This window comes from Streptomyces sp. NPDC055013 (assembly GCF_053608645.1).
In genome coordinates, this window is the sequence record NZ_JBSGVW010000037.1 from 59,489 (window position 1) to 79,399 (window position 19,911).

Here is a 19,911-nt window from a genome sequence, read left to right on the forward strand (position 1 = left end):
GTCCGGCCCAGGGGCGCCGCGCGCCGAACCGGTCAGCTCGCCGAGGCCGGCCATTGCCCGGCTGCGACAGCGGGAAACACTGGGTCGCCGGGGATGCGTTCGACCTGTTCCTTTCCTGCACTGGTGGCGCTCGGCTCATTGCGGGTGATGCCCGTTCAGTGGTAGCCCGAGCGGGGGTCGTGTGAGTGGTCCCAGAGGGCGCGACCGGGATGCATGGGCAGTCTGAGTACGCGTGCGGACGCGAAGACGAAGGCGTTCGTCATCCTGGACGGCATCCTGCTGTCCATCGACCGCGTTGCCGCCGACCGCCTGTACTACTCTGGCAAGCACAAGTGCCATGGCATGAACGTCCAAGTCATCGCCGCTCCGTTCGGACGCCTGCTGTGTGCCGCACCTGCCCTGCCTGGCGCCGTCCACGACATCAGGGCCGCACGAAACCACAGCATCATCGAAGCGCTCTCCGCAGCTGACGTCGGACTTGGGCCGACAATGGCTGTCAGCGTGGCCGAGGAACGATCTGGGTGCCCTACCGGGGCCGCTGGAGCACGCTTCCGGCCCGGAAGGCGCGCGGTCAACTCCTCTCACGCCAGGATCCGAGCCGTCGGCGAGCAGACCAACGTCACTCCCAAGGCTGGCGTCTCCTGCGCAAACTCGGTTGCAGCACCACCCGCACAACCGACATCGTCAAGGCTGTCCTGGCCTTGCAACCCGCAGCGTCGGTATGAAGCAGGCGAATCCGGCAGCATGGACAGAGACAGCACCGACATCAACTAAACCAAGGGAGCCAGCCCATCGTGGCGGACGTCAGGGTCACCTACGACAAGACGGTGAACGCAGCGTACGTGTACTTCACCGAGCCGCAGGCTCGCGTGCGCTCCGCGTACATGTATCCGTGCGATCCGGTGGACGTCGACGGCATGATCAACCTCGACTTCGACGAGGAGGGCCGCCTCATCGGCATCGAGGTTCTGGCGGCCAGCTCAAAACTGCCCGAGTACTTGCTCAAGTCCGCAGAACGGCTGGATACCGAAGGAGCATGAACTAGGGAAGCGCAGCCGTCACGGCCAACCTGCCGCACTCTGGATCAGGTTGGAAAAGCCTCCATACCTGCTGGTGTTGCGCTTTGAACAAGGGCGCGAAGTCGATGTGCAGGGACTGCGCTGATTGCCCTTGCCGCCGGACGCCGCCAGGATCTGTTGCCGCAGAGTGTGAACGCTCTGTAAGAGTTGCCGGAGATCGGTCGCCGAGAACGGGCCCAGCAGCTCGTCCCGGAAGTCGGCAACATCCCGCTCGACCCGGCGGCGGACTTGCGCTGCTCGGCCGCCTGGGCCTGCTGACCCGCCAGCCTTCCGAACAGGAAAGGCGCCGCAGGAAGAGCGAAGCAGAAGCCAGTGATGGTGGGTGCGATGTTGAGCCAGAGCCCGTGCTCATCGCAGAAACCGGTGGACTCCCCAAAACAACTCAGTCCCCCCCAGCGCCATTCCCGCGATCAACAGTCCGGCACTGGTCCGTGGCACCACTCGCGGTGCCTCAAGAAAGTCCTTCACAAGCCCCCGGGTGGCCATCACCTGCGCATGCCCTTAGCTGACGTGCCTGCGCCGGCCGCCTCCGGCCTGCCTCCTGCACCTCGCCACCGTCGCTGCCGACCGATCTGATTCCGTGATGGTCGCGAGGCCCGCCATACCCGGGCGCCTCGGCCGGACGGCAGGGCGGCCGAACCTCTCCCGCGCTACGAGTAACTCCCCTTTCAGGCATACGTGTTGGCGGTGCACGGAAGGTACGCGGCGTGGCGGAACCCGTGCTAGACGTTCGGGTCCATTCGCGCGTTATGTCTGCGACGTCGCATTGACACATCCCCCCGGCAGGCGGGAGGTTCCCGGTACCCGGGCTGCCGTCATCCATCCACACCGCTCCACCGAGCGCCCCACCGCATCGGCGCAAGGAGAAACCATGAGCCCAGACACGGCTGTCCTGCTGTACTCCGCTCACCCTGTGCGGGCCGCCTCCGCAGGCGAGGAGGCGATGGCCTCAAGGTCGCCCCGCACCGCGGTGCTCGACGAGATCAAGGCCGAACTGGACAAGGCGCACGGCCTGGTGCTGGCCGGGGACTACCTGGGAGCCACGCAGGCCTACCAATCGCTGCGCAATCGGATCTTCAGGCTGCTCGCCGACGGCGGTTCGGCGCGGGCGGCGGCGGTCGACCCGCACTTCGGCGCGCCGCACGACGTGGCGCACCTGAAGGACGTCGTCCGCGCCGGTGCCGTGCTGCTCGGCGATCTGGTACCGCGTACCCCCGACACCCCCGTCATTGACGCGAGCATCGACCGGACCAGGCTGGGTGGCTACGGGGAAGCCGCCAAGGCCCTGCCCCGGCCGGGTACGGGGAGGGCTGTGCCGTTCGCGGAGCAGGCCAGGCTCGGCATGGTGGCCTTCGACAACGGCGAATACGACGTCGCGGTGAAGCAGCTGACGACGGCAGCCGACCAGGCGAAGGACGACAAGGTCGCCCGGGCCGGCCTGCTGCTCAACGCGGGGGCCGCGGCCGCCCAGGCGGGCCGGAGCGATCAGGCCGTCACACTCCTGAACTCCGCAGCCGACGGGTTCCGCGAAGCCGAGAACGCGCTCGGCACCGCCCAGGCCATGCACAACCTGGCGGTCGTCACGGCGGCGACCGGTGAGGTCGCGAGGACCGAGGAAGTACTCAAGCAGACCGATGAGCAGTCCGGCAAAGCGGCGGGCAGCGTGGGAAGCGCCCTGGGCGTGATGAGGTCGCTCGGCCGGCTAGGCACAGGCACTCCGACGCACGACACGGACATCGGCGACACCGCGGACCTCGTCGTCACAGGTGCCCGCGTCGGCAATGGCGTCGGCGGGCTGCTGACGGGCGGGCGGGACGGCGGCCTGCGGGTGGTCAGCGCCGACGTGCAGGCGGCGCTCGGCCGGGGCATCAGGCTCGTCGTGCGCGATCCACTGATCGCCACGGCATGGCGCAGCGATCCCCTTGCGGACGGTCTGGAACGCGACGACCGCGAGGTGCGGTACACGGCGGGGTTCGTACTGGGCTCCGAGATCAGGACGGTCAACTGGCGGAAGGCCGCAGCACCTTCGGTCGCAGGCCTCGTATCGGCCGCCTACGAATCCCGGACCAAGGCCAAGACCCATCTGGAGCTGCGCTGGTCCGTGCTGAGTGCGGTCGACGTGTCCGTACAACTGGCCCACCTCTTCTTCTACGTGATTCCGGTGGGCCTCGGTGAGGCGTACACAGGACTCGGCGACTGGGCCAACGCCCGGCTGTGGCTCTACCGTGCCGCCGAGTACCCGTATCTGAACCCGGCCCTCGAAGCTCCGGTGCTGTGGCTGCGCCTCGCGCAGACCTACCTCGGCGAGGGCGACACGCTGTACCGACGGGACGACCTCGCTGGAGCGCTGGCCGCCTACGGCAGGGTCGTGGCAGCCGACGGCACCCGCGGCGACGGCTCGCTGTACACGCTGCCCGCACTCGCCGCCGTCGGCACCCTTGTCGACGGCCTGCTGACCGACCCCGAGACGCTGCCCGGCGACCTTGACGCCGGTCTTGGCGCGGTTGTGCTGGATATCGCCGCCAAGGTGGCCCAACTCGGCGAGAGTCTGGACTGGTTCGGCGTCCCGGCCGACTTCGTGCCGCCGTTCACCTTCGACTACCTGCAGAGCGCCGCCCGGTTCCTGGCTCAGCAGGCGCAGGCCTCCGAGCGGGACTTCATCCAGTTCATGGACCGCTACGAGAGCGGGAAGCTGACCCGGCTTCAACTCCAGCAGGCGGTGTCGGCGGCGAGCGCCGACGTGGCTGTGGCAGAGCAGCAGGCTGTTGCCGCGCGGGACGAGATCGACCTGGCGCAGACCGCGCAGCAGCTCGCCGGTCTGCGCCGGTCCGACGCGCAGGCGGCGCGTCAGGCCTACGCGTCGATGTCCGGCGAACAGATCGGGCTGGAGCGGCAGATCGCCTGGTACAGCTCCCAGAACAGCTGGGAGCTCAGCCACCCCATTCCCGGCGACGGGCGGCGAATCCACGAGGTCATCGCCGCGAATCGGCACCGGCTCGGGGTGATCAGTCGCGACTACGAGCTGCTGCGGATGCAGCAGAACATCAACGAACTCGCCCTCGCCACCCAGCAGGCGAGCGACCAAGTCGCGCTGTCCCAGGCCAGGGCGCGGGCCGCGGACCTCTCGGCACAGGCGGCGCGGCTGCGCCGACAGCAGGCCCAGCAACTGCTCAGCGGGTTCGAACAGGGCTTTTTCACACCGGAAGTGTGGCGGCGGCTGGCCGACTTCATGCACCAGCAGGCCCTTCGGTACCTGTACTGGGCGACCCGCGTCGCCCGGCTTGCGGAGCGGGCGTACGAGTTCGACTACGACACCGCCGTGGACCGGATCCGCGCGGACTACGCGGCCAGTGCCGTGAACGGGATGCTGGGTTCCGATCAGCTCCTCGCCGACCTCGACTACTTCACCTACGACCGGATCACCCGCACCGGACACAAGACGCTGCGGGCGGGCTGGGTCGTCTCCCTCGCGGAGAAGTTCCCCTTCGCCTTCGCCGGGTTTCGCCGAACCGGGCGCATCTCGTTCGACACGCTGTTGTTCGACCTGGAGCGGGAGTACCCCGGGTCGTACAACCACCGGGTCCAGGCCGTCGAGGTCGCGGTGGTCGGACTGGTCCCGGACGGCGGGCTGCGCGGCACACTGGTCAACAGCGGTGTCTCCCAGTACCGGGCGCTCGATGGGACCGTCAAGTGGCGGCTGCAGAACGTCGACACGATGCTCCTCAGCTCCTATGGGCGGGACGACAGCGTGCTGTTCCGGCCGCGGCCCGAACTGCTCAACGTGTTCGAGGGGGTCGGCATGGCCTCCGGCTGGACACTGCGGTACCCGCCGGACGTCAACGACGTCGACTACCGGTTCATCGTCGACGTCCAGGTGACCTTCCACTTCGAGGCCCAGTTCGATCGTGCGCTCGCCGCGCAGATCACTGCGGCCCCGCTGCCCCCGGAGGCGCTGCGCGCCAACACGTCGTTCAGCCTGGGGAACGACTTCCCGGACCGGTTCTTCCTGTGGCGCAGCCAAAGCGCGGCGACCCTGCCGATCGGGCCCGAGTACCTTCCGCACCACCATGTGGACCCGGTCGTGCGGACGGTGTCGCTTCAGCTGCTCGGCCGTGACGGCTCGACTCCCCCCATCCCTCTCACCCTGACGGCTCCCGGCGGCGCCAACGCCGACGTCATCCCGGACGCGAACGGACGAGTGCCGTCGACGACTTCGGCCCTGGCCGCACTGCACGGCGCTGACGTCCTGGGAGAGTGGGGACTGGCCACCGCGGCCGACCCCGCCGACAGTTCGGCCGTGTACGACGTCCTGCTCTTCGTCGAGTACAGCTACACCCGGCGAGGTGAAGCGTGAACGGTACGACTCCGGACGTACTCAGCCTGCCGAAGGGCGGCGGTAGTGTCGGTGGACTGGGCGGGAGCTTCACACCCGACCTCAACACCGGCGGCGGCGGTTACGCGATCCCGCTCGACCTGCCACAGGGCGTCGATGGGCACACCCCGCAGCTGACGTTGCAGTACGCGACGGGCTTCGGCGACGGGCCGTTCGGATTCGGCTGGTGCCTGCCCGTGGTGCGGATCGAGCGGTCCTGCGACGGGCGGCTGCCTCGCTACGACGGCACGGATCCGCTGGTCCTGCCTGGCGCCGGGCATTTGGTGGAGGCGCCTGGGGAGCCGGGGCGGCTCGTGCCGGAGACCGACGGGCTGGGCTGGCGCATCCTCCGGCAGGGTGCCGGCTTCGCGTTGACAGACCGGGCCGGGGTGCGCCACGTGGTCGGAACCACGACGACTGCCCGGATCGCCGACCCGGCCGATCCGTCCCGGGTCTACGCCTGGCTTCTGGAGCGCTCGATTCGCCCGGCCGGCGACGAGATCGTGTACGCCTGGGCCGACGACGGCCTGTTGGAGTCGGTGACCTGGGCGGCCTACCGGTTGGAACTGCGCTACGAGGTCCGGCCCGATCCGGTCTTCGACGGCCGCCCCGGATTCCCCCTGATCACCACGCGGCGCTGCAAGTCCATCGAGGTACACGCCCCGGCGCGGACTCCGAGCCTGCTGCGCGGCTACGCCTTCGACTACGCGGCAGGCTGGCCCACCGGGCACAGCCTGCTCGCCGGGGTGACCCTCTCGGGGCACGCCGCTGACGGCGGTACAACGGCTTTCCCCCGGCTCGCGTTCGGGTACACGACCGGCGGCGGGTTCGCCGTAGGGGCAGTCGAGCCGGCTGTGGCCAGGGCACTGGCCGAACCGGGCGGCACTGTCGCCGACCTGAGCGGGGACGGGCTGCCGGATGCGGTCACCCTCGGCGCGGTGCCGACTGTGGCCTGCAACCGGGGCGCACTGGCCTTCGCCCCGCCACGCCGCCTGGCCCGTACCGGGCTGCCCGGTGCCCCGCCCGACACGCTCACCTTCGCCGCTGACCTCACCGGACGCGGCCGGGTCGATCTGGTCACGGTCGGCCGGGGCCTGAGGCACCGTTACCCGGTCGACGGTCAGGGCGTCCTCGGTGCGCCCGTGGTCAGCGTCTACTCGCCCACGTTCGCGCCCTGGGACGACGATGTGCGTCTGCTCGACCTCGACGGTGACGGCGCGGCCGACCTGCTCCGGCTCGCCGACGGGGTGCTGGCCACTGTGTCCACGGACGGCGGGGCAGACGACTGGCGGCGCGTGGACCGGCGGGCGGTGGGCGACAGCCATCCGCTCACCGGTCTCGACCTGAGCTCCCCCGATGTCCATGTCGCGCCGATGACCGGCGACGGGCTGACCGATCTGGTGGAGGTGCGCAGCGGACGGGTGCGGTACTGGCCCAATCTGGGCAACGGCCGCTGGGGGCCGCCCCGAACCATGACCGGAAGTCCAGTGCTGCCGCCCGGATACCGGCCTGACCGGCTGCTGCTCGCCGACGTCGACGGAGACGGTTGCGCCGACCTGGTCTACGTGGACACCGCCGCGGTCCGTATCTGGCCCAACCTCGGCGGTGCCGCGTTCGGCGCCGAGATCACCGTCGCCCCGGTGCCAGGCGTGACGGCCGAGCGGGTGGAGCCGGTGGACCTGCGTGGCACCGGCTGTGCCGGGTTGCTGCTGACCACCCGGCATCGGACCCGGCCGACCGCCTGCCTGGTGGACCTGGGTACCAAGCCCTATCTGCTGAACCGGGTCGACGACGGCCTCGGCCATGTCACCGAGATCGTCTACAGCACATCACCGGCCGAGGCACGGCGGGATGCTGAACTGGGCAGGCCCTGGTCGACGTCGCTGCCATTCCCCCTGCCCGTGGTGAGCCGCGTACGGCAGACGGCACCGGCGGCGGCCGAGCGCGTCAGCCGGTTCGCCTATCACGACGGGCACTGGGATCCGGCGCTGCGCCGGTTCCTCGGCTTCGCCCGGGTCGACGAGGTGGAGGAGGGCGACGACACGGTCGAGGCCCTGCTCAAGCGCACCGAATTCCACCTCGGTCGCACCCCCGAACGCACCGACCGCGCGCCCACCCCGGCCGAGCGGCTGGCCACGCAGGTACTGCGCGGCCGGGTGACCCGCTCCGCCGGCTATCCAGCCACTGCCGACCCGGACTCCGACGCCCCACTGTTCGACGTACGCCAGACCTGGCAGGCACACGTCGCCAACGTGGCCGGCGCAACCGTCGCCTCGCCACGGCTGACAGAGCGTCGGGAAGACCACTTCGACGGTGCCGCCGAGCCCTGGCGCAGCACCGTCACCGCCACCGTCGGCTGGGACGACTTCGGCAACATCACCGAGCAGTTGCAGCGAAGCATCCTTGCCGCCGACCCGTCGGCCACGCAGGAACTGCGCACGGTCACGGCATACGCCACGGATCGGGGCCGGTGGATCACGGATCGGCCGGCCCGAACCACCCAGACCGACGGCACCGGTACGGTCGTCGACGCCCGAGTGCTGCGCTACGACGGTCAGCCCTTCACCGGCCTTCCGGAGGGTTCGGTGACGCTCGGTCTCGTCACGTCCGAGGAACGGCTCGCGCTGCGAGATGCCCAGGTGGCTGCCGTGTACGGCGCTGATCCGCCCGACCTCGCCGCGCTCGGCTACCACCGCCGCACGGGCGAGGACGGCTGGTGGGTGTACGTCCGTCGCTACGACCGCTCCACTGCCGGGGTCTTGGTCAGCCGCGACCCGCGCGGCACACCGGTGACCCTGGGCCTCGACGCCGACCGGCTCTTCCCGGTGCGCCGTACCGACGCCCGCGGCAACGTCATCGAGGCGACGCTGGACGGGTACGCTCTGCGGCCCGCCACCCTCACGGACGGCAACGGCGGTGTCCGCCGCAACAACTACGACGCCCTCGCCCGGCTGGCGGCCGAGTACCGCCCTGGCGACGAGCCGTACGCGCCCACGGTCACTTACCGGTACCTGCTCGATCCGGCCGGGCCGGCCGTCGAGACCGTCGAGTACCCCGGTGCCGACCGCGACGAGCGGGTCACGACCCGCCGCCTCGTCGACTCCGACGGCCGGGAAGTCGGCAAGGCACGCCTCGACGGCGATGGGTCGTGGCTGATGACCGACGCGGTGTGGCGCAACTCCCGCGGCCTGGTGGCGCGCCAGTACCTGCCGTTCCGTACCCCCGTGGGGCCCGACCCGCAGGGCCCGGACGAGACTCGCCCCCACCTCGCCACCCGCTTCGACGTGCTCGGCCGACCACTGCGGGTGAATCTGCCCGACGGCGCCCTCCGGCTCGGTGTACATGTCCCTGGCCGGTCCGACATGTGGGACGAGGAGGACACGCTGGCCGGCGGTGCCCACGAGGGCACACCGACCAGTTACCACTTGGACGCGGCCGGCAGGGTCGGCCGGGTCGTGTCCCGGACCGGCGGCACCGAGACCGTGACGCGCTACCGGTACGACCTGCGCGATCAGCCAGTGGAGATCACCGACGCCAATGGCCGGCGCACCACGGTCACGTACGACCTGCTGGGGCAGCGGATCCGAGTGGACGATCCGGCGACCGGCACGGTCCTGTTCGTCCACGACGCGACGGGCAACCTGGTGGAGCGGCGCAACGCCGCCGGCCAGCGCGCCGGCTACCGGTTCGACGAACTCAACCGGATGGTCCGCAGCAGCCAGGACGGACAGCCCGACGTGGCCTACCACTACCTGGACCGGGCCGACGTCGGCAGCGGCAGTGCTCCGGGCCGCCGCATCGGCCGGCTCGCTGCGGTCGACGACGTTCGCGGCACTCTCACCTTCGACTACGACGTGCGCGGCGAGGTCGAACGGCGCCGTGTGTCGCTGACCGACGGGAGCGTCCACGACATCCGGCGCCGCACCGACCGGCTGGGCCGCACGGTATCGCTCACCTATCCGAACGGCGTGCCCGACACCCCCGGCCCGGTCCTGACGTACGAATACGGCCCGCGTGGGCTGCTGACGGCGCTTCCCGGCGTGATCGACTCGATCGACTACGACGAGGCCGGCCAGCCGCTGAGGACCGTGTACACCGGCGGAGTCCATGTCACCCAGCAGTACGACACGCTGTCCAGGCTCTCGCAGACCGAGGTGACCGACGCGGCCGGGTTGCTTCTGGACCAGGAGAGGCTCACCCGCGACCGCGCCGGGCACGTCCTGACGGTGGCCGGACCGACGCCGGCTGACGCATGGACGTACCAGCGCGACGACCTGTACCAGCTGACCCGCGCCGAGCCCGGGACCGGGCCCGCCCTCGACTTCCATTACGACCCCGCGGGCAACATCCTCTCCCGCAGCGACGTGGGCGACTTCCGCTACGGCGAACGCGGCGCACCACCGGTGTGCGTCACCATGGCCGGAGCGGAGCGGTACGACTACGACGCGGCCGGACGTCAGACCGGGGGCCCCGCCGGAACGCTCACCTATGACGGACGTGACCGTCTCACCGGGATCACCGGGCAGGCCAACGCCCAGGTGTCCTACGGGGCGTTCGACGAACGGGCCGTACGGGAGATCACGGCCGGCGGGCGAACCCGGCGGATCGTGTTGCTCGACGAACTGGTCGAACTGCACGACGGGCAACTGCTGTGCATCGTCACCGACGGCCGAGCCCGGATCGGACAGTTCATCCCAGGCGGAACCCTCCGCCGGTGGCACACCGACCACCGGGGCTCCGTCCGCCTCATGACCACCGGCACGGGCACCGTCGTCCAGCGCATCGCGTACGACCCGTTCGGCCGGATCCTCGCCATCCAGCCAGGAGACCGGCCACGGGACACCTACGACGGCTACGAGTTGCTGGAACAGGTGGCCCTCTACCTGTCGCCGAAGCGGCCCTACGACCCCGTTCTGGGCCGCTACCTCGTCCCTGACACCGTTGCCGCGGACCTGTGGCATCCGGTGGGCCTCAACCGCTACGCCTACGCCGCCAACGACCCCGTCACACTGAGGGATCCGTCGGGCCGGGCCTGGTGGCACATCGCGCTGGCGATCGTGGCGGTCGTGGCCGTCGTCGTGCTGACGGTGGTCACTTTCGGGGTCGGTCTGATCAGCCTGGGCGCCATGATCGGAGTGTTCGCCGCGATGGCGGTCGGGGGCACAGTCGGCGGCATCGCCGCAGCCCAGGCAGGCGGCGATGTGCTGTTGGGCATCCTGCTCGGAGCAGCGCTGGCAGGGGCCGCAGCGCTGGGCGGCGCGCTGGCAGGGGCCGGTTTCGCCGCTGCGTTCGGCGCCAAGTCCCTCGCGGCCTTCCTGCTGTCGGGAGCGGTCAGCGGTGCGCTGTTGGGCGCCGCCACCGGGTTCGCGGCCGGATTCGCCGGGGGCACGGGCACGCTCGGGGAGATCTGGGAGAAGACCTGGCAAGGGGCGCTGGCGGGGTTCGTCACCGGCCTGGTATTCGGGCTGGCGAGCTATGGCTTCGCCCAGGGCTGGTTCGGCACCGGCAACATCAGTCCCCGGCTGCCGACCGGCAAGGAGGTCGAAAGCGCGCTCGCCGAAGGCGCCAAGGCCGCCGGGCAGGTGGGGAACTCCGGGGCCGGCGTGGGTGCCGCCGTCGGCCAAGGCGCGACCACCACGGCCACCAGCCTCGCGGGCACAGCGTTCAACTTCGGCGCTCCGACCGGATTCAACGTCCTGCAGACATTCGTCTTCAACCCCGTCGCGGGCACCCTGCTGATCGAGACAGTGGCGGTCCTGTTTGCCTTCGACCTGGCGGACGATGTCGTCGACTTCGTCAAGAACACCGGAGCCCGTATCTCCGTCAGTGGCAAGTTCTGAGCAGCTGGCGCGTACAGCGGGGGGCCTCTGCTCCCCGCTGTACGGCTCTCCGCAGATGGCCGGTCCAGCCTTCTGATGCTCCTGTGTCCACTAAATGCTGTGGCCACCCGCACAAGTTGCCAAGCCGGCGTCTGGTGCAGGATCTGCAGCCGCTCCGGGGGCAGCCAGGACCCGCGGAGTACCGCGCGTACCACCGGTGCAGCGTGCGCTGTACGCCCTTGCCCTGGGTCAGCGGGTCGGTGTTGAGGTCCTGGCCCTCGCCGCGCCTTTCGGTTCAGAGTGGCTGCAGTAGAACCGTCGCCGGGACAGAGAGCTCTTCAACCGCGGCGCTTGGTGACGGACTCACCGAGCAGTCCGCGGCGGCGCAGTGGGCAGTCACCGCTTTGAGGCGGGCGTCGACGAGCATGCAGCCGCACTCGCCGACGTCCAAGGCTGCGACCCCTCGTCGGACCTGCGGGGGCCCGGAGCGCTTCATCTCCTCGTCGCAGCAGCAGTGCAGGCAACCAAGGAAGGCATACTCCCGCTGTGATCCGGTCCTGAGCGTGTGCGTCTCAATACCCCTCACCCCGGTACGCCTCGGATGCAGGAGACCGTCGTCAAGAAGTGAGCACGACCGTGTACCCGGTGCCGGAAGTGCTGAGATGAAGTGCTGCGGACCGGGCCCCGTTGAGGGGTGGGGAAGCCAGCAGGTCGGATGCGGTGGTGCCTACGGCCCCGAGCAGCCGGGCGATCGCTTCGGCAAGGCGGTGGGTATCCAGGCGGCGAAGGCTGCCGCCCGCCCGCCGCCCGTCGCCCGCGCCGGACCGATCGGTGAGCCAGCCGTCGTCGGAGAGGACCAGCTCGGCGATACGCCGCGGCGGCCCTGGCTCCAGCGGGCCGAAGCCCCTTCCCGGATCGTCGTCGCGGGCCGTTCCGCGGGCGACCGCCCCCTTGAGCGGTGTTGGGCGCATGCTGCCGAGATGGACCTCGAGGCGGTCCAGCGGAACCACTTTGGCGCCCAGGCGGTCCAGGACGGAGGAGGTATCCGTGGCGCCCCGAACGAGCGTCAGGTTCCGCTGGCCGACGTGCCGGTCGCCATTGGGGCTGAACGCACCGGTCCAAGGGTCCGCGAAGGCCTCCGCGACGGCTATCAGACACTCGTGCGCCTCGTTCTGGTCCGTCACGCGCCAGGGCTGCGGCAGGGTGACGATCCGGTGTGCCTGTCCGGAGTCCCGGTCACCCAGTTCGGTGAAGGTCCCGCCGATGAAGTGAGGGCGATAGCGAGGGTCCTGCGTGCCGCTGAAGAAACCGGGCTCGACCCACCAGGCACGCACACTCACGCCGTACGCGGGAAAGCGCCCCAGGTTCCAGACGTGTACGCCCACGGTGTACTCGCGGCCCACCACCGGCGACTGCACTGCCCGCGAGAGGTCGACCGAGGACCCGGCCGGGAAGAGATGGATGTCCGGGCTCAGCCAGCAGGGCTGCGGAGGCCAAAGAGGGCGGCGCCCTGTGTCGCCCGGTGCCCCGCGGATCATCAGGTGGGGGAACCAGAGACGGCTGCGGTCGCGTTCGCGTAGCTGCCCGCCGAACTTCTGCTGGAGGTCACCGAGCAGGTCTGAGGGGCGCCAGCCGGGGTCCTCGGGAGGGAGCTCCGTCGCGGGGGGAGCGAGGGGGTCCGGCCCGCCGCCCGGCGGAGCGCCCCGCTCGGGATCCACGTCGCAGCCGGCTGGCCGGTCGTGCCCGGCGTCCGTGTTCCGCTTCCGGGGCCGCTGAGCCATCAGCCTTCTCCTTCCGGTGGCAGACCCTCGGCCTGTGCACGCTGCTCGTCCGGGATACATGTCCCCTTGACATGGTCGTCGCACTGGATCGGGACCGCCTGGGGGTCCAGGTAGCGCGACAGCCGCCGGTGCTCCGGATGGAAGCGGTGTTCGTCGAGCGGCTTGGCGGGCCGGCCGGGCTGATGCTCGTGGACGCTGTACGGGTCGAACTGGGCGGGCGGGGTGCAGGGTTGCTTTGTGTCGTATTCCGGGGTGCTGAAGGGGCGGCAGTCCCACCACGCGGTCCCGGTGGCAGGGTCCACGGTCGGGCGGTGGCGGGTCCAGTCCCAGCACTGCCAGGCGTAGGCCCGGTCGGAGTCGAGGTTGAAACTCGGCACCCGTTCGTCACGGGCGAGGCGTGAGATCAGGTACAGCGAGTAGTCCACAGGGTGGCCCAGGTGGCGGTCTTCCGGCAGCCATTTCCCGCTGATCTCTTCGGTGCGGTGGGGGGTGGGCGCCGTTTCGTACTCGTGGGCGATCGCCACGTCGGTGGGCCGCGGGGTGAGCAGAATGGTGGCGTCGTCCCCGGTCACGAAGGGCCCGGCGTGCACCAAGTCGGCCTCCCAGCCCAGGCGGTGGCCCTGGACGTCGCGTTCGGGATAGCGCCAAGGGAACACCCACTCGCTGTACGGGTCGTCCACACCGTTGCCGGGGACGAGCGGCGGGGCTCCGGCTGCGGACAGGATCTGGGACAGCACGGGCACCGGGTCACGCGGGGTGTCACGCGGATACGCCGGGTCGGCGTGCCACCGGGACGTCGACGTGGGGCGGCCGCTGCGCTCGTCGGCACCGGTGGGCAGGGGAGCGAATCCCGCGGGATCGGCAAGGTCAGCGCGTAGGGAGCCGCGCCAGAACGTGCTGCTGCGGCCCAGTGCCACCAGGCCGGGATCGATCTCGAAGGTCTCCGGTGCGAGGAAGCCGCTCATGACGAGCAGCCGCCGGGACGCCACGTACAGTGCGTGCAGTGGGGCGACCACGGCATAGTGCAGCACCACGCGGGCAGGGTACGTCGCCACATCCACGATGAGACCGGGAAGCACGGTGACGAGCCAGACCACGATCTGTCCGACGAACAGGATCCAGGCGATCAGGGCGAGGAACAGGTCGAGTACCGTCACCTCGTCGTCGGACAGGTCGATGCCCCGGTCGGCGCCGCCGGGGGCCAGGCTGCCGGGCGGTACCGGGAATGGGTGGTCGTTGACGATGGGCGGTGGGTCGGGCGACGCCAGCGACAGTCCTGCCGTGCCCATGTGGGCGAGGTAGCGGTAGACGACTTGCCACATCACCTGCATCGCCCGGTCGTTGGGGCGTCCGTCGTCGCTGTACACGTGCGCCGACTCCGAGGTGTTGAGCACCTCGGGTGTGATGTCCGGGAGGGCGTCGGCGTAGACCTCGCGCAGCGTCTCGCTGAGCAACCGCAAGAGATTCGGCGGCAGTTCGGCCGCGTCCATTGAGAAGTGCCGGCGTCGCGCCTGCTCGTCGGCGGCGGACGATCCCAGCGGATAGGCGGGGAAGCCGGCGAAGTAGTCGTAGGCGGGCGCGTCCCGGCGGCCGTTGTATGGCGGGTCGTTGCGCTGCCGCCAGGCGATGCGGAAGTGGAGGGCGGAGGTGCCCAGTGTCCGGTGATGCGTACCGGCTCCGTGGCGGCTGTCGTAGGCGAGCGAGTCGAAGTGGTTCTCCACCAGATGGTGGCGCTGCCAGTGCAGCCGGAACGGTCCGCCGGACTTGGCATTTGTGAAGGCGTGGCCCACGACGTCGGTCGCACAGTGGCTCGCCCAGCCGAGGGCGAAAGCCTGCGCGGCCTCTGCTTCGGCTCGCTCATCATCCGTCTGTGCCACCTGCTCGGCGCGCCTGCCGCGCCGGTAGAGGGCCAGCGGAACGTCGTAGGTACGCCGGTAGTGCAGTATGTCCGACCAGTAGAAGGCGGACTCGGCGAGGCCCTGGGGCGGGCCCGAGGTCAACTGCCCGAACACGTCGACGGTGCGTGTCGGAAGGGTCATCACCGCCCGGGCGATCGTCCCGGTGAGCGCGTCGAGCCCCTGGGCGATCTGCTGTGAGAGCCCCCCGGTCAGTTGCGAGGCCAGTTGCCGGTCGTTCGCGCCGACCGGCCCCATCCACTTCTCCCAGGGCCCGAGGAACTGCTCCTCCACGGTGCCCCACACGTCGAAGACCCACTCGGCGACGCTGAACAGCGGCCCGCCGTACGGGGCCTTGAAGTCGGGGAGCAAATAGAACAGATCGGGGCCGAGCGAGCCGAGCGCCAGATAGTTGCGCCATTTGTGCGCCAACGCTCCGAGCCGCCGTGCCTCCGCGGGGTCCAGGCCGTGATCGGCCGGCACCGCTCCGGCTTGCAGCCGCTCCGCGGCCAGTCGTGCCGCTTCCATGTGGATGTACCAACCGGGCATGCCGGGCACCTCCCACGTCGAGCCCTGCGGGCCGAGTACCGCGCCGGAAACCGTGGCCTCGACCGCCTGTCGGTGTCCTGCGGCTTCCGGAAACGGGCGGACCGTCGACCGCTTCCCCCGCGGCCGTCGGGCAGGATGGCGGATGAGTTTAGTGAGCGAGGCTCGTGCCGAGCGGAGGCAGCGTCACCGGCGCGCCGTCTTTTGCGGATCCGAGCTCGAACGCAGCCGCCGCCCAACCCCCAACTGCCCCTCGGCTGCGTCGGCGGCCGCCACTGCCCCACCACGGTCCTCCGCCGAAGCAGCAGTGCCGCCGCAGTAGGTCCGCGGACATGGCCGACTTCTCCCGCCCGGTCGAGCGAGCTGAACAAAGCGGGCTTCGGCCAGACGCACGGGCGGGATACTGAGGGCCGTTCCGGGCCCGGCACATGATCCGCCCGCGTGACGGAGGTTGCGGATTGTTGCTCTGATCAGGGTCCTGATGGGGGAAACATGACGAACGGTGATTCCGATTACTTACATGGGCGACAACAGGGCGGCGATCTGGACGCCGTTGCGCATTCGTCGGCGCGAGGACCAGCTCTGGCTCGACATCGACGCCGGCAACCTGGTCCCCGACCTGAGCGAGCCCCACCGGCCCTGCCTCCGGCGCACCGGAGAGCAACCCTGCTGTCTCGCCGTACGGTTCCCCTCCCAGCACCTCGCGGAACAGGTGCGGCGACAAGACGGGCCACGGAACTGGCCCGTCGACACCCTGCGAGCCGGAGTCAGCCGCCTGGTGTTCCAACTGCCGGACGATGTGCACAGCATCCCGCTGACCGAGGAGTCCCTCCTGGCCTGGGGCGAGCTTGCGTTGAGCGTGTCTCCCGCCGCTCTGCCGCGTGGAGCCGCACCGGCCGGTCCGCTGCCGATCGACGCGCCGACCCCCTTGCAGACCGGACTGGAAGTGCCCTGGGCGGACGGTACTGAGCCCGCCGGGCGACACCCGCTGGGTCAACGCCACCGGTGTGGTGACCCACGCGGGGCGGACCGAGCTGTGGCACACCCGGATGGCTTCCGCGGGAGACGACGGCCGATCGGACGAGTCCGCCACGCCGCCGACGCTGCGGGCCCTGTGGTGCACGGACGATGCCTTCGCGTCCTGGCTCGCTCATCCAATCGAACCGTCGGCATAGGTGACCTGAGGGTCGGGCGGTGCCTCGGAGCCGGTCAGCGCGGCGCAGGTGCGTGCGAGGGTCAGGACCGATGTCTCCTCGGTTGTCACACAGGCCAGCAGCCGGGTGGCCGCCATGCCCGTGGGTGACGAGGCGCTGTCCGCCCAGCGCTTGCTGGTCTGAACCCGTTCTTTGGTCATCGTGACCGTGCACGTACGTGACCTGGGGCCTTCGTCGCATCCGTACCAGTAGGGAGTTTTGCGTGGCTCGTAATGCGGGTTGTTCTGCTCGGCCAGATCACCCAACGGGTTGGGATTGGGGCCGCTGACGGCGGCCGTCAAGGTGATGCTGTCGCCCTCGCGCATCCTGAACCGGCACTCCCGGTCGGTGGTCGCATTGGTCGTCGCGGCGCAGCGCACCGGCGTGCCCGTCACGTTGACCGCCCAGCCGGTGAAGAGCCCTACAACGAAGGGGTGTTCGGGGCGCGCTGATGTCTCCGGCGCACCGGGGCTGCTGGGAACCGTCACGTTCCGGGCTTCGTGCTCCTTTGGCGGCATCAGCTTTTGGAGCTCGGGGGTGAGTGTGTCGGCTGTGTCCGCAAAACGTGGCGCGGGCGCGTTCACGGCGGTCGCGAGCCGGCCGAGGTCGGCCCGTTCGCCGGCGGGTACCTTGTAGCCGACGAACCTGAATTCCAGCTCCAGCCCGGCGGCCTTCGCCTTGTCATGGGCGTCCTTGAGCAGTGCGCGTTGATCGGACGTGCAGGCGTCCCTGCCGTTGCTCGTGATCACGATGATGCGGTTGCTCTTCTCCCCGCGGAACGGGTAGAGACCTTCGAAGTCGTCGATCGCCGCGGCGATTCCGCTGCCCAGCGTCGCCTGTCCGCCGGGCGTCACCTGGCGGACGGAGTCAGCGATCTTGCGTCCCTGGCTGGTTCCGCTCCCGACGACCTGCGACGTGTTCCCGGGCTTGCCGCAGTCACCGCCGAACCTGCGCAGGGACAGGGCGTCATCTTCCCCCGCGTTCTGGGCCGCCGAGCCGACGGCACGGGCCACGGCGGCGAAGTCGGCACCACGGCGTGTCGATGCGGCCGGCACGGGGACGGACGCGTCCACGAGGAACGCGGTGCGGTGGTCCGGTACGGAGCGGTACACGTAGAACGCGGCGGCGCCCAGGAGCAGTACGATCACTGTCATCAGGGCGGTGATCACCTTGCCGCGCCGGGACCTCCGAGGTGCCGTGGCTGACTCTGAGGGCGTCCCGACACTGCCGGAAGCGGCTGGTTCCCTGGTCCTGTCGGCCGCGGCGTCCTCGGCCGGTTGCTGGCCTGTCATGCGGCAACCGGGGACTCGGCGCGCAGCTTGGCGAGTGTCTTGTTCAAGGCTTCGGCCTCCGTGTTGTAGGCGTCGGCGGCCCTCCGGTAGGCCGTCCGCGGGTCAGGGCCGCCGGCGGTTCGGGACCGTTCGGAGTCCAAGAGTTCGTCGGCGGCCTCGATGACGCGTCGCTGCCGGTCACGTAGCTGTGTGGCGCGGGCGTTGATGTCGCGTTCGGTCGGGTTCTTGGTGCGGCCCGCCAGGTCCTCGAGGACCGCCCTGACCCGGGGGTCCGCCCCGCGTGCCGTGCGCAGGTGGCCCTCGGCGGCTTCGAATCGGCCTTCGTCGATCGCCCGCACGGCCGCGTCGACTTGTTCGACGGCGGGATTGAGTGCGTCGACGACCTTTCGGGCCCCGCGTAGGACCGGCTCGTCGTTGGCATACCAGTCCACGGCGGCCTCCAGCTCGGGAAGTGTGTCGACGAGCAGCGGATCCGGGGCTCCTGCGCCCGCGGCGATCCGGCGCAGCCGGTCACGCTCTGCCTTCGGTACCTGATAGCCGACCACCCGGAACTCGAGGCGTAGCCCTGCCGCGCGGATCCGGTCCCGGATCTCGTTCTCCACGAAGGCGATGTCGTCGTCGCAGGCGTCCGCGCCGTGACGGGTGATCGCGATGACGCGGTTCATCTGGGTGGCGGCGAGGTCGAACGGTCGGGAGAAGTCCTGCACCGCCTCCACAATCCCGCGTACCAGGGTGGGTTCCCCGGCGGCCTGGATGCTCTCGGTGGCCTGTGCGAGTTCGCGCCGGTCGTCAGTCGTGAAGTCGACCAGGCGCCGAGTGTTGTCGCTCGCCCCGCACGCACCGCCGAAGGTGCGCAGGGCGAGCGCGTCGCCGTCCCCGGAGTTGCCCACCGTCGTCCGTACGGAGGCGGCGACGTCGGATGCTCCGCGGGGGTCCGTGCCTTTCGCCGTGTCAACGAGGAACTGGGTGCGGTAGGTGGGGGCGATCTGCGGGATGATCCACCGGGAGGCGATCCACCCCCCGCCGGCGATGGCGGCCAGGCAGAGCAGCAGGAGCAGTACCACCTTGATGCTGCGCGGCAGCTCGACGAGGTACTTGATGAAGATGTTGCGCTGACGGCCGGAGCCGATCATCACGCCTTGGGCACCTCGCAGATCGAGGGGCCTCTGGTCTTCCGGGTCCGGCCTGAGGCCCCGGTCGCCGGTGATCCGGCCGCTCATGGTGCCGTCACCCGGAGAAGTGATTGGTCTGTTGGCCGCCGTCGCCCACCACGAGACCCTGGACGTGGCGTGCGTCGACGGTGTAGGTCCGCTGGTCGCTCCGTGTCCCGGGGTGGGTCAGCACGAGAACCGCCCGCGCGGCGTCGGCCAGGTCGGCGTCGCGGTCGGCGTGCGTCGTGGCGAGCGTGCGCACAAGGTCATCATGGTGGCCGACCGGGTCGGTGAGGTAAGCGTCCAGCACGTCCACGCGGGCCTGTTGCTCCTCCATCTCACCCTGCCCGCCCGAGAGTTTCCGGCGCACCGCATCGCAGAGCGCCTGGTAGGAGTCCTGGACCGCGCTGGATGCCGCACCTGAGATGCCTGCGACCCCACCCGCCACGAGTGCGGTGGTGATCAAAGTGACAGGGTCCATGAGCCGGCTCTTCTCCCCCCGTGAAAGTCGAGCACGCAGCATGACGTGCCGGATACTCACGGTAGGGAACGCGGTCCCGCCGCGTGTAGCTTTCGCAAGATTTGCGGTCATGCCCAACTGCCGTGTGTTATAGGCGTGTTGAGAGTTTTCACCCGAGATCTGAGGGAGGCGGGCCATCCTGCTGTCAGCGCATGGGCTCCGGCCCGGGCGCACGGCTCGCAGTCGAGGTCGGAGTGGTCCGTGCGGTCGCGCACACCGGGACGAGCGACCGCCCGGAGGCTTACGCGCCCAGGAACTGCTCG

At 70.1% G+C, this 19,911-nt stretch carries 9 protein-coding genes; 4 read left to right on the forward strand and 5 right to left on the reverse strand.

Annotated elements, in window-relative coordinates; translation table 11 throughout:
* Positions 1-213 precede the first annotated feature (213 nt).
* From ACWGDB_RS33915 to ACWGDB_RS33930, 4 genes are all read left to right on the forward strand, one after another.
* Positions 214-774 (forward strand): transposase family protein, encoded by a 561-nt coding sequence (locus tag ACWGDB_RS33915; protein ID WP_453825969.1) that lies wholly within the window; start codon positions 214-216, stop codon positions 772-774.
* Between the two features lie 20 nt (positions 775-794).
* Complete coding sequence (locus tag ACWGDB_RS33920) at positions 795-1,040, forward strand: DUF2283 domain-containing protein (RefSeq protein WP_453825970.1); 246 nt, start codon at positions 795-797, stop codon at positions 1,038-1,040.
* Between the two features lie 910 nt (positions 1,041-1,950).
* On the forward strand, positions 1,951-5,433 hold the full coding sequence (locus ACWGDB_RS33925) for a Tc toxin subunit A-related protein (protein WP_453825971.1): 3,483 nt from the start codon (positions 1,951-1,953) through the stop codon (positions 5,431-5,433).
* Complete coding sequence (locus ACWGDB_RS33930; RefSeq protein WP_453825972.1) at positions 5,430-11,291, forward strand: toxin TcdB middle/N-terminal domain-containing protein; 5,862 nt, start codon at positions 5,430-5,432, stop codon at positions 11,289-11,291. Before ACWGDB_RS33925 ends, ACWGDB_RS33930 begins: the two co-directional genes overlap by 4 nt.
* Positions 11,292-11,887: 596 nt before the next feature.
* On the opposite strand, the gene ACWGDB_RS33935 is transcribed toward ACWGDB_RS33930, so the two are convergent.
* From ACWGDB_RS33935 to ACWGDB_RS33955, 5 genes are all read right to left on the reverse strand, one after another.
* Entirely contained in the window at positions 11,888-13,051 is a 1,164-nt protein-coding gene (locus ACWGDB_RS33935) for a hypothetical protein (protein WP_453825973.1), read from the reverse strand.
* Complete coding sequence (locus ACWGDB_RS33940; RefSeq protein ID WP_453825974.1) at positions 13,051-15,495, reverse strand: zinc dependent phospholipase C family protein; 2,445 nt, start codon at positions 15,493-15,495, stop codon at positions 13,051-13,053. Before ACWGDB_RS33940 ends, ACWGDB_RS33935 begins: the two co-directional genes overlap by 1 nt.
* Positions 15,496-16,642: 1,147 nt before the next feature.
* Positions 16,643-17,839 (reverse strand): hypothetical protein, encoded by a 1,197-nt coding sequence (locus ACWGDB_RS33945; RefSeq protein ID WP_453825975.1) that lies wholly within the window; start codon positions 17,837-17,839, stop codon positions 16,643-16,645.
* A gap of 134 nt (positions 17,840-17,973) precedes the next feature.
* Positions 17,974-19,197 (reverse strand): hypothetical protein, encoded by a 1,224-nt coding sequence (locus tag ACWGDB_RS33950; RefSeq protein WP_453825976.1) that lies wholly within the window; start codon positions 19,195-19,197, stop codon positions 17,974-17,976.
* A gap of 7 nt (positions 19,198-19,204) precedes the next feature.
* Positions 19,205-19,609 (reverse strand): hypothetical protein, encoded by a 405-nt coding sequence (locus ACWGDB_RS33955; protein ID WP_453825977.1) that lies wholly within the window; start codon positions 19,607-19,609, stop codon positions 19,205-19,207.
* Between the last annotated feature and the right edge of the window lie 302 nt (positions 19,610-19,911).

Coding starts and splice junctions, on each gene's coding strand:
- ACWGDB_RS33935 (WP_453825973.1), bottom strand. CDS start 13,051: ATGGCTCAGCGGCCCCGGAAGCGGAACACGGACGCCGGGCACGACCGG.
- ACWGDB_RS33945 (WP_453825975.1), bottom strand. CDS start 17,839: ATGACAGTGATCGTACTGCTCCTGGGCGCCGCCGCGTTCTACGTGTAC.
- ACWGDB_RS33925 (WP_453825971.1), top strand. CDS start 1,951: ATGAGCCCAGACACGGCTGTCCTGCTGTACTCCGCTCACCCTGTGCGG.
- ACWGDB_RS33950 (WP_453825976.1), bottom strand. CDS start 19,197: ATGAGCGGCCGGATCACCGGCGACCGGGGCCTCAGGCCGGACCCGGAA.
- ACWGDB_RS33940 (WP_453825974.1), bottom strand. CDS start 15,495: ATGCCCGGTTGGTACATCCACATGGAAGCGGCACGACTGGCCGCGGAG.
- ACWGDB_RS33955 (WP_453825977.1), bottom strand. CDS start 19,609: ATGGACCCTGTCACTTTGATCACCACCGCACTCGTGGCGGGTGGGGTC.
- ACWGDB_RS33915 (WP_453825969.1), top strand. CDS start 214: ATGGGCAGTCTGAGTACGCGTGCGGACGCGAAGACGAAGGCGTTCGTC.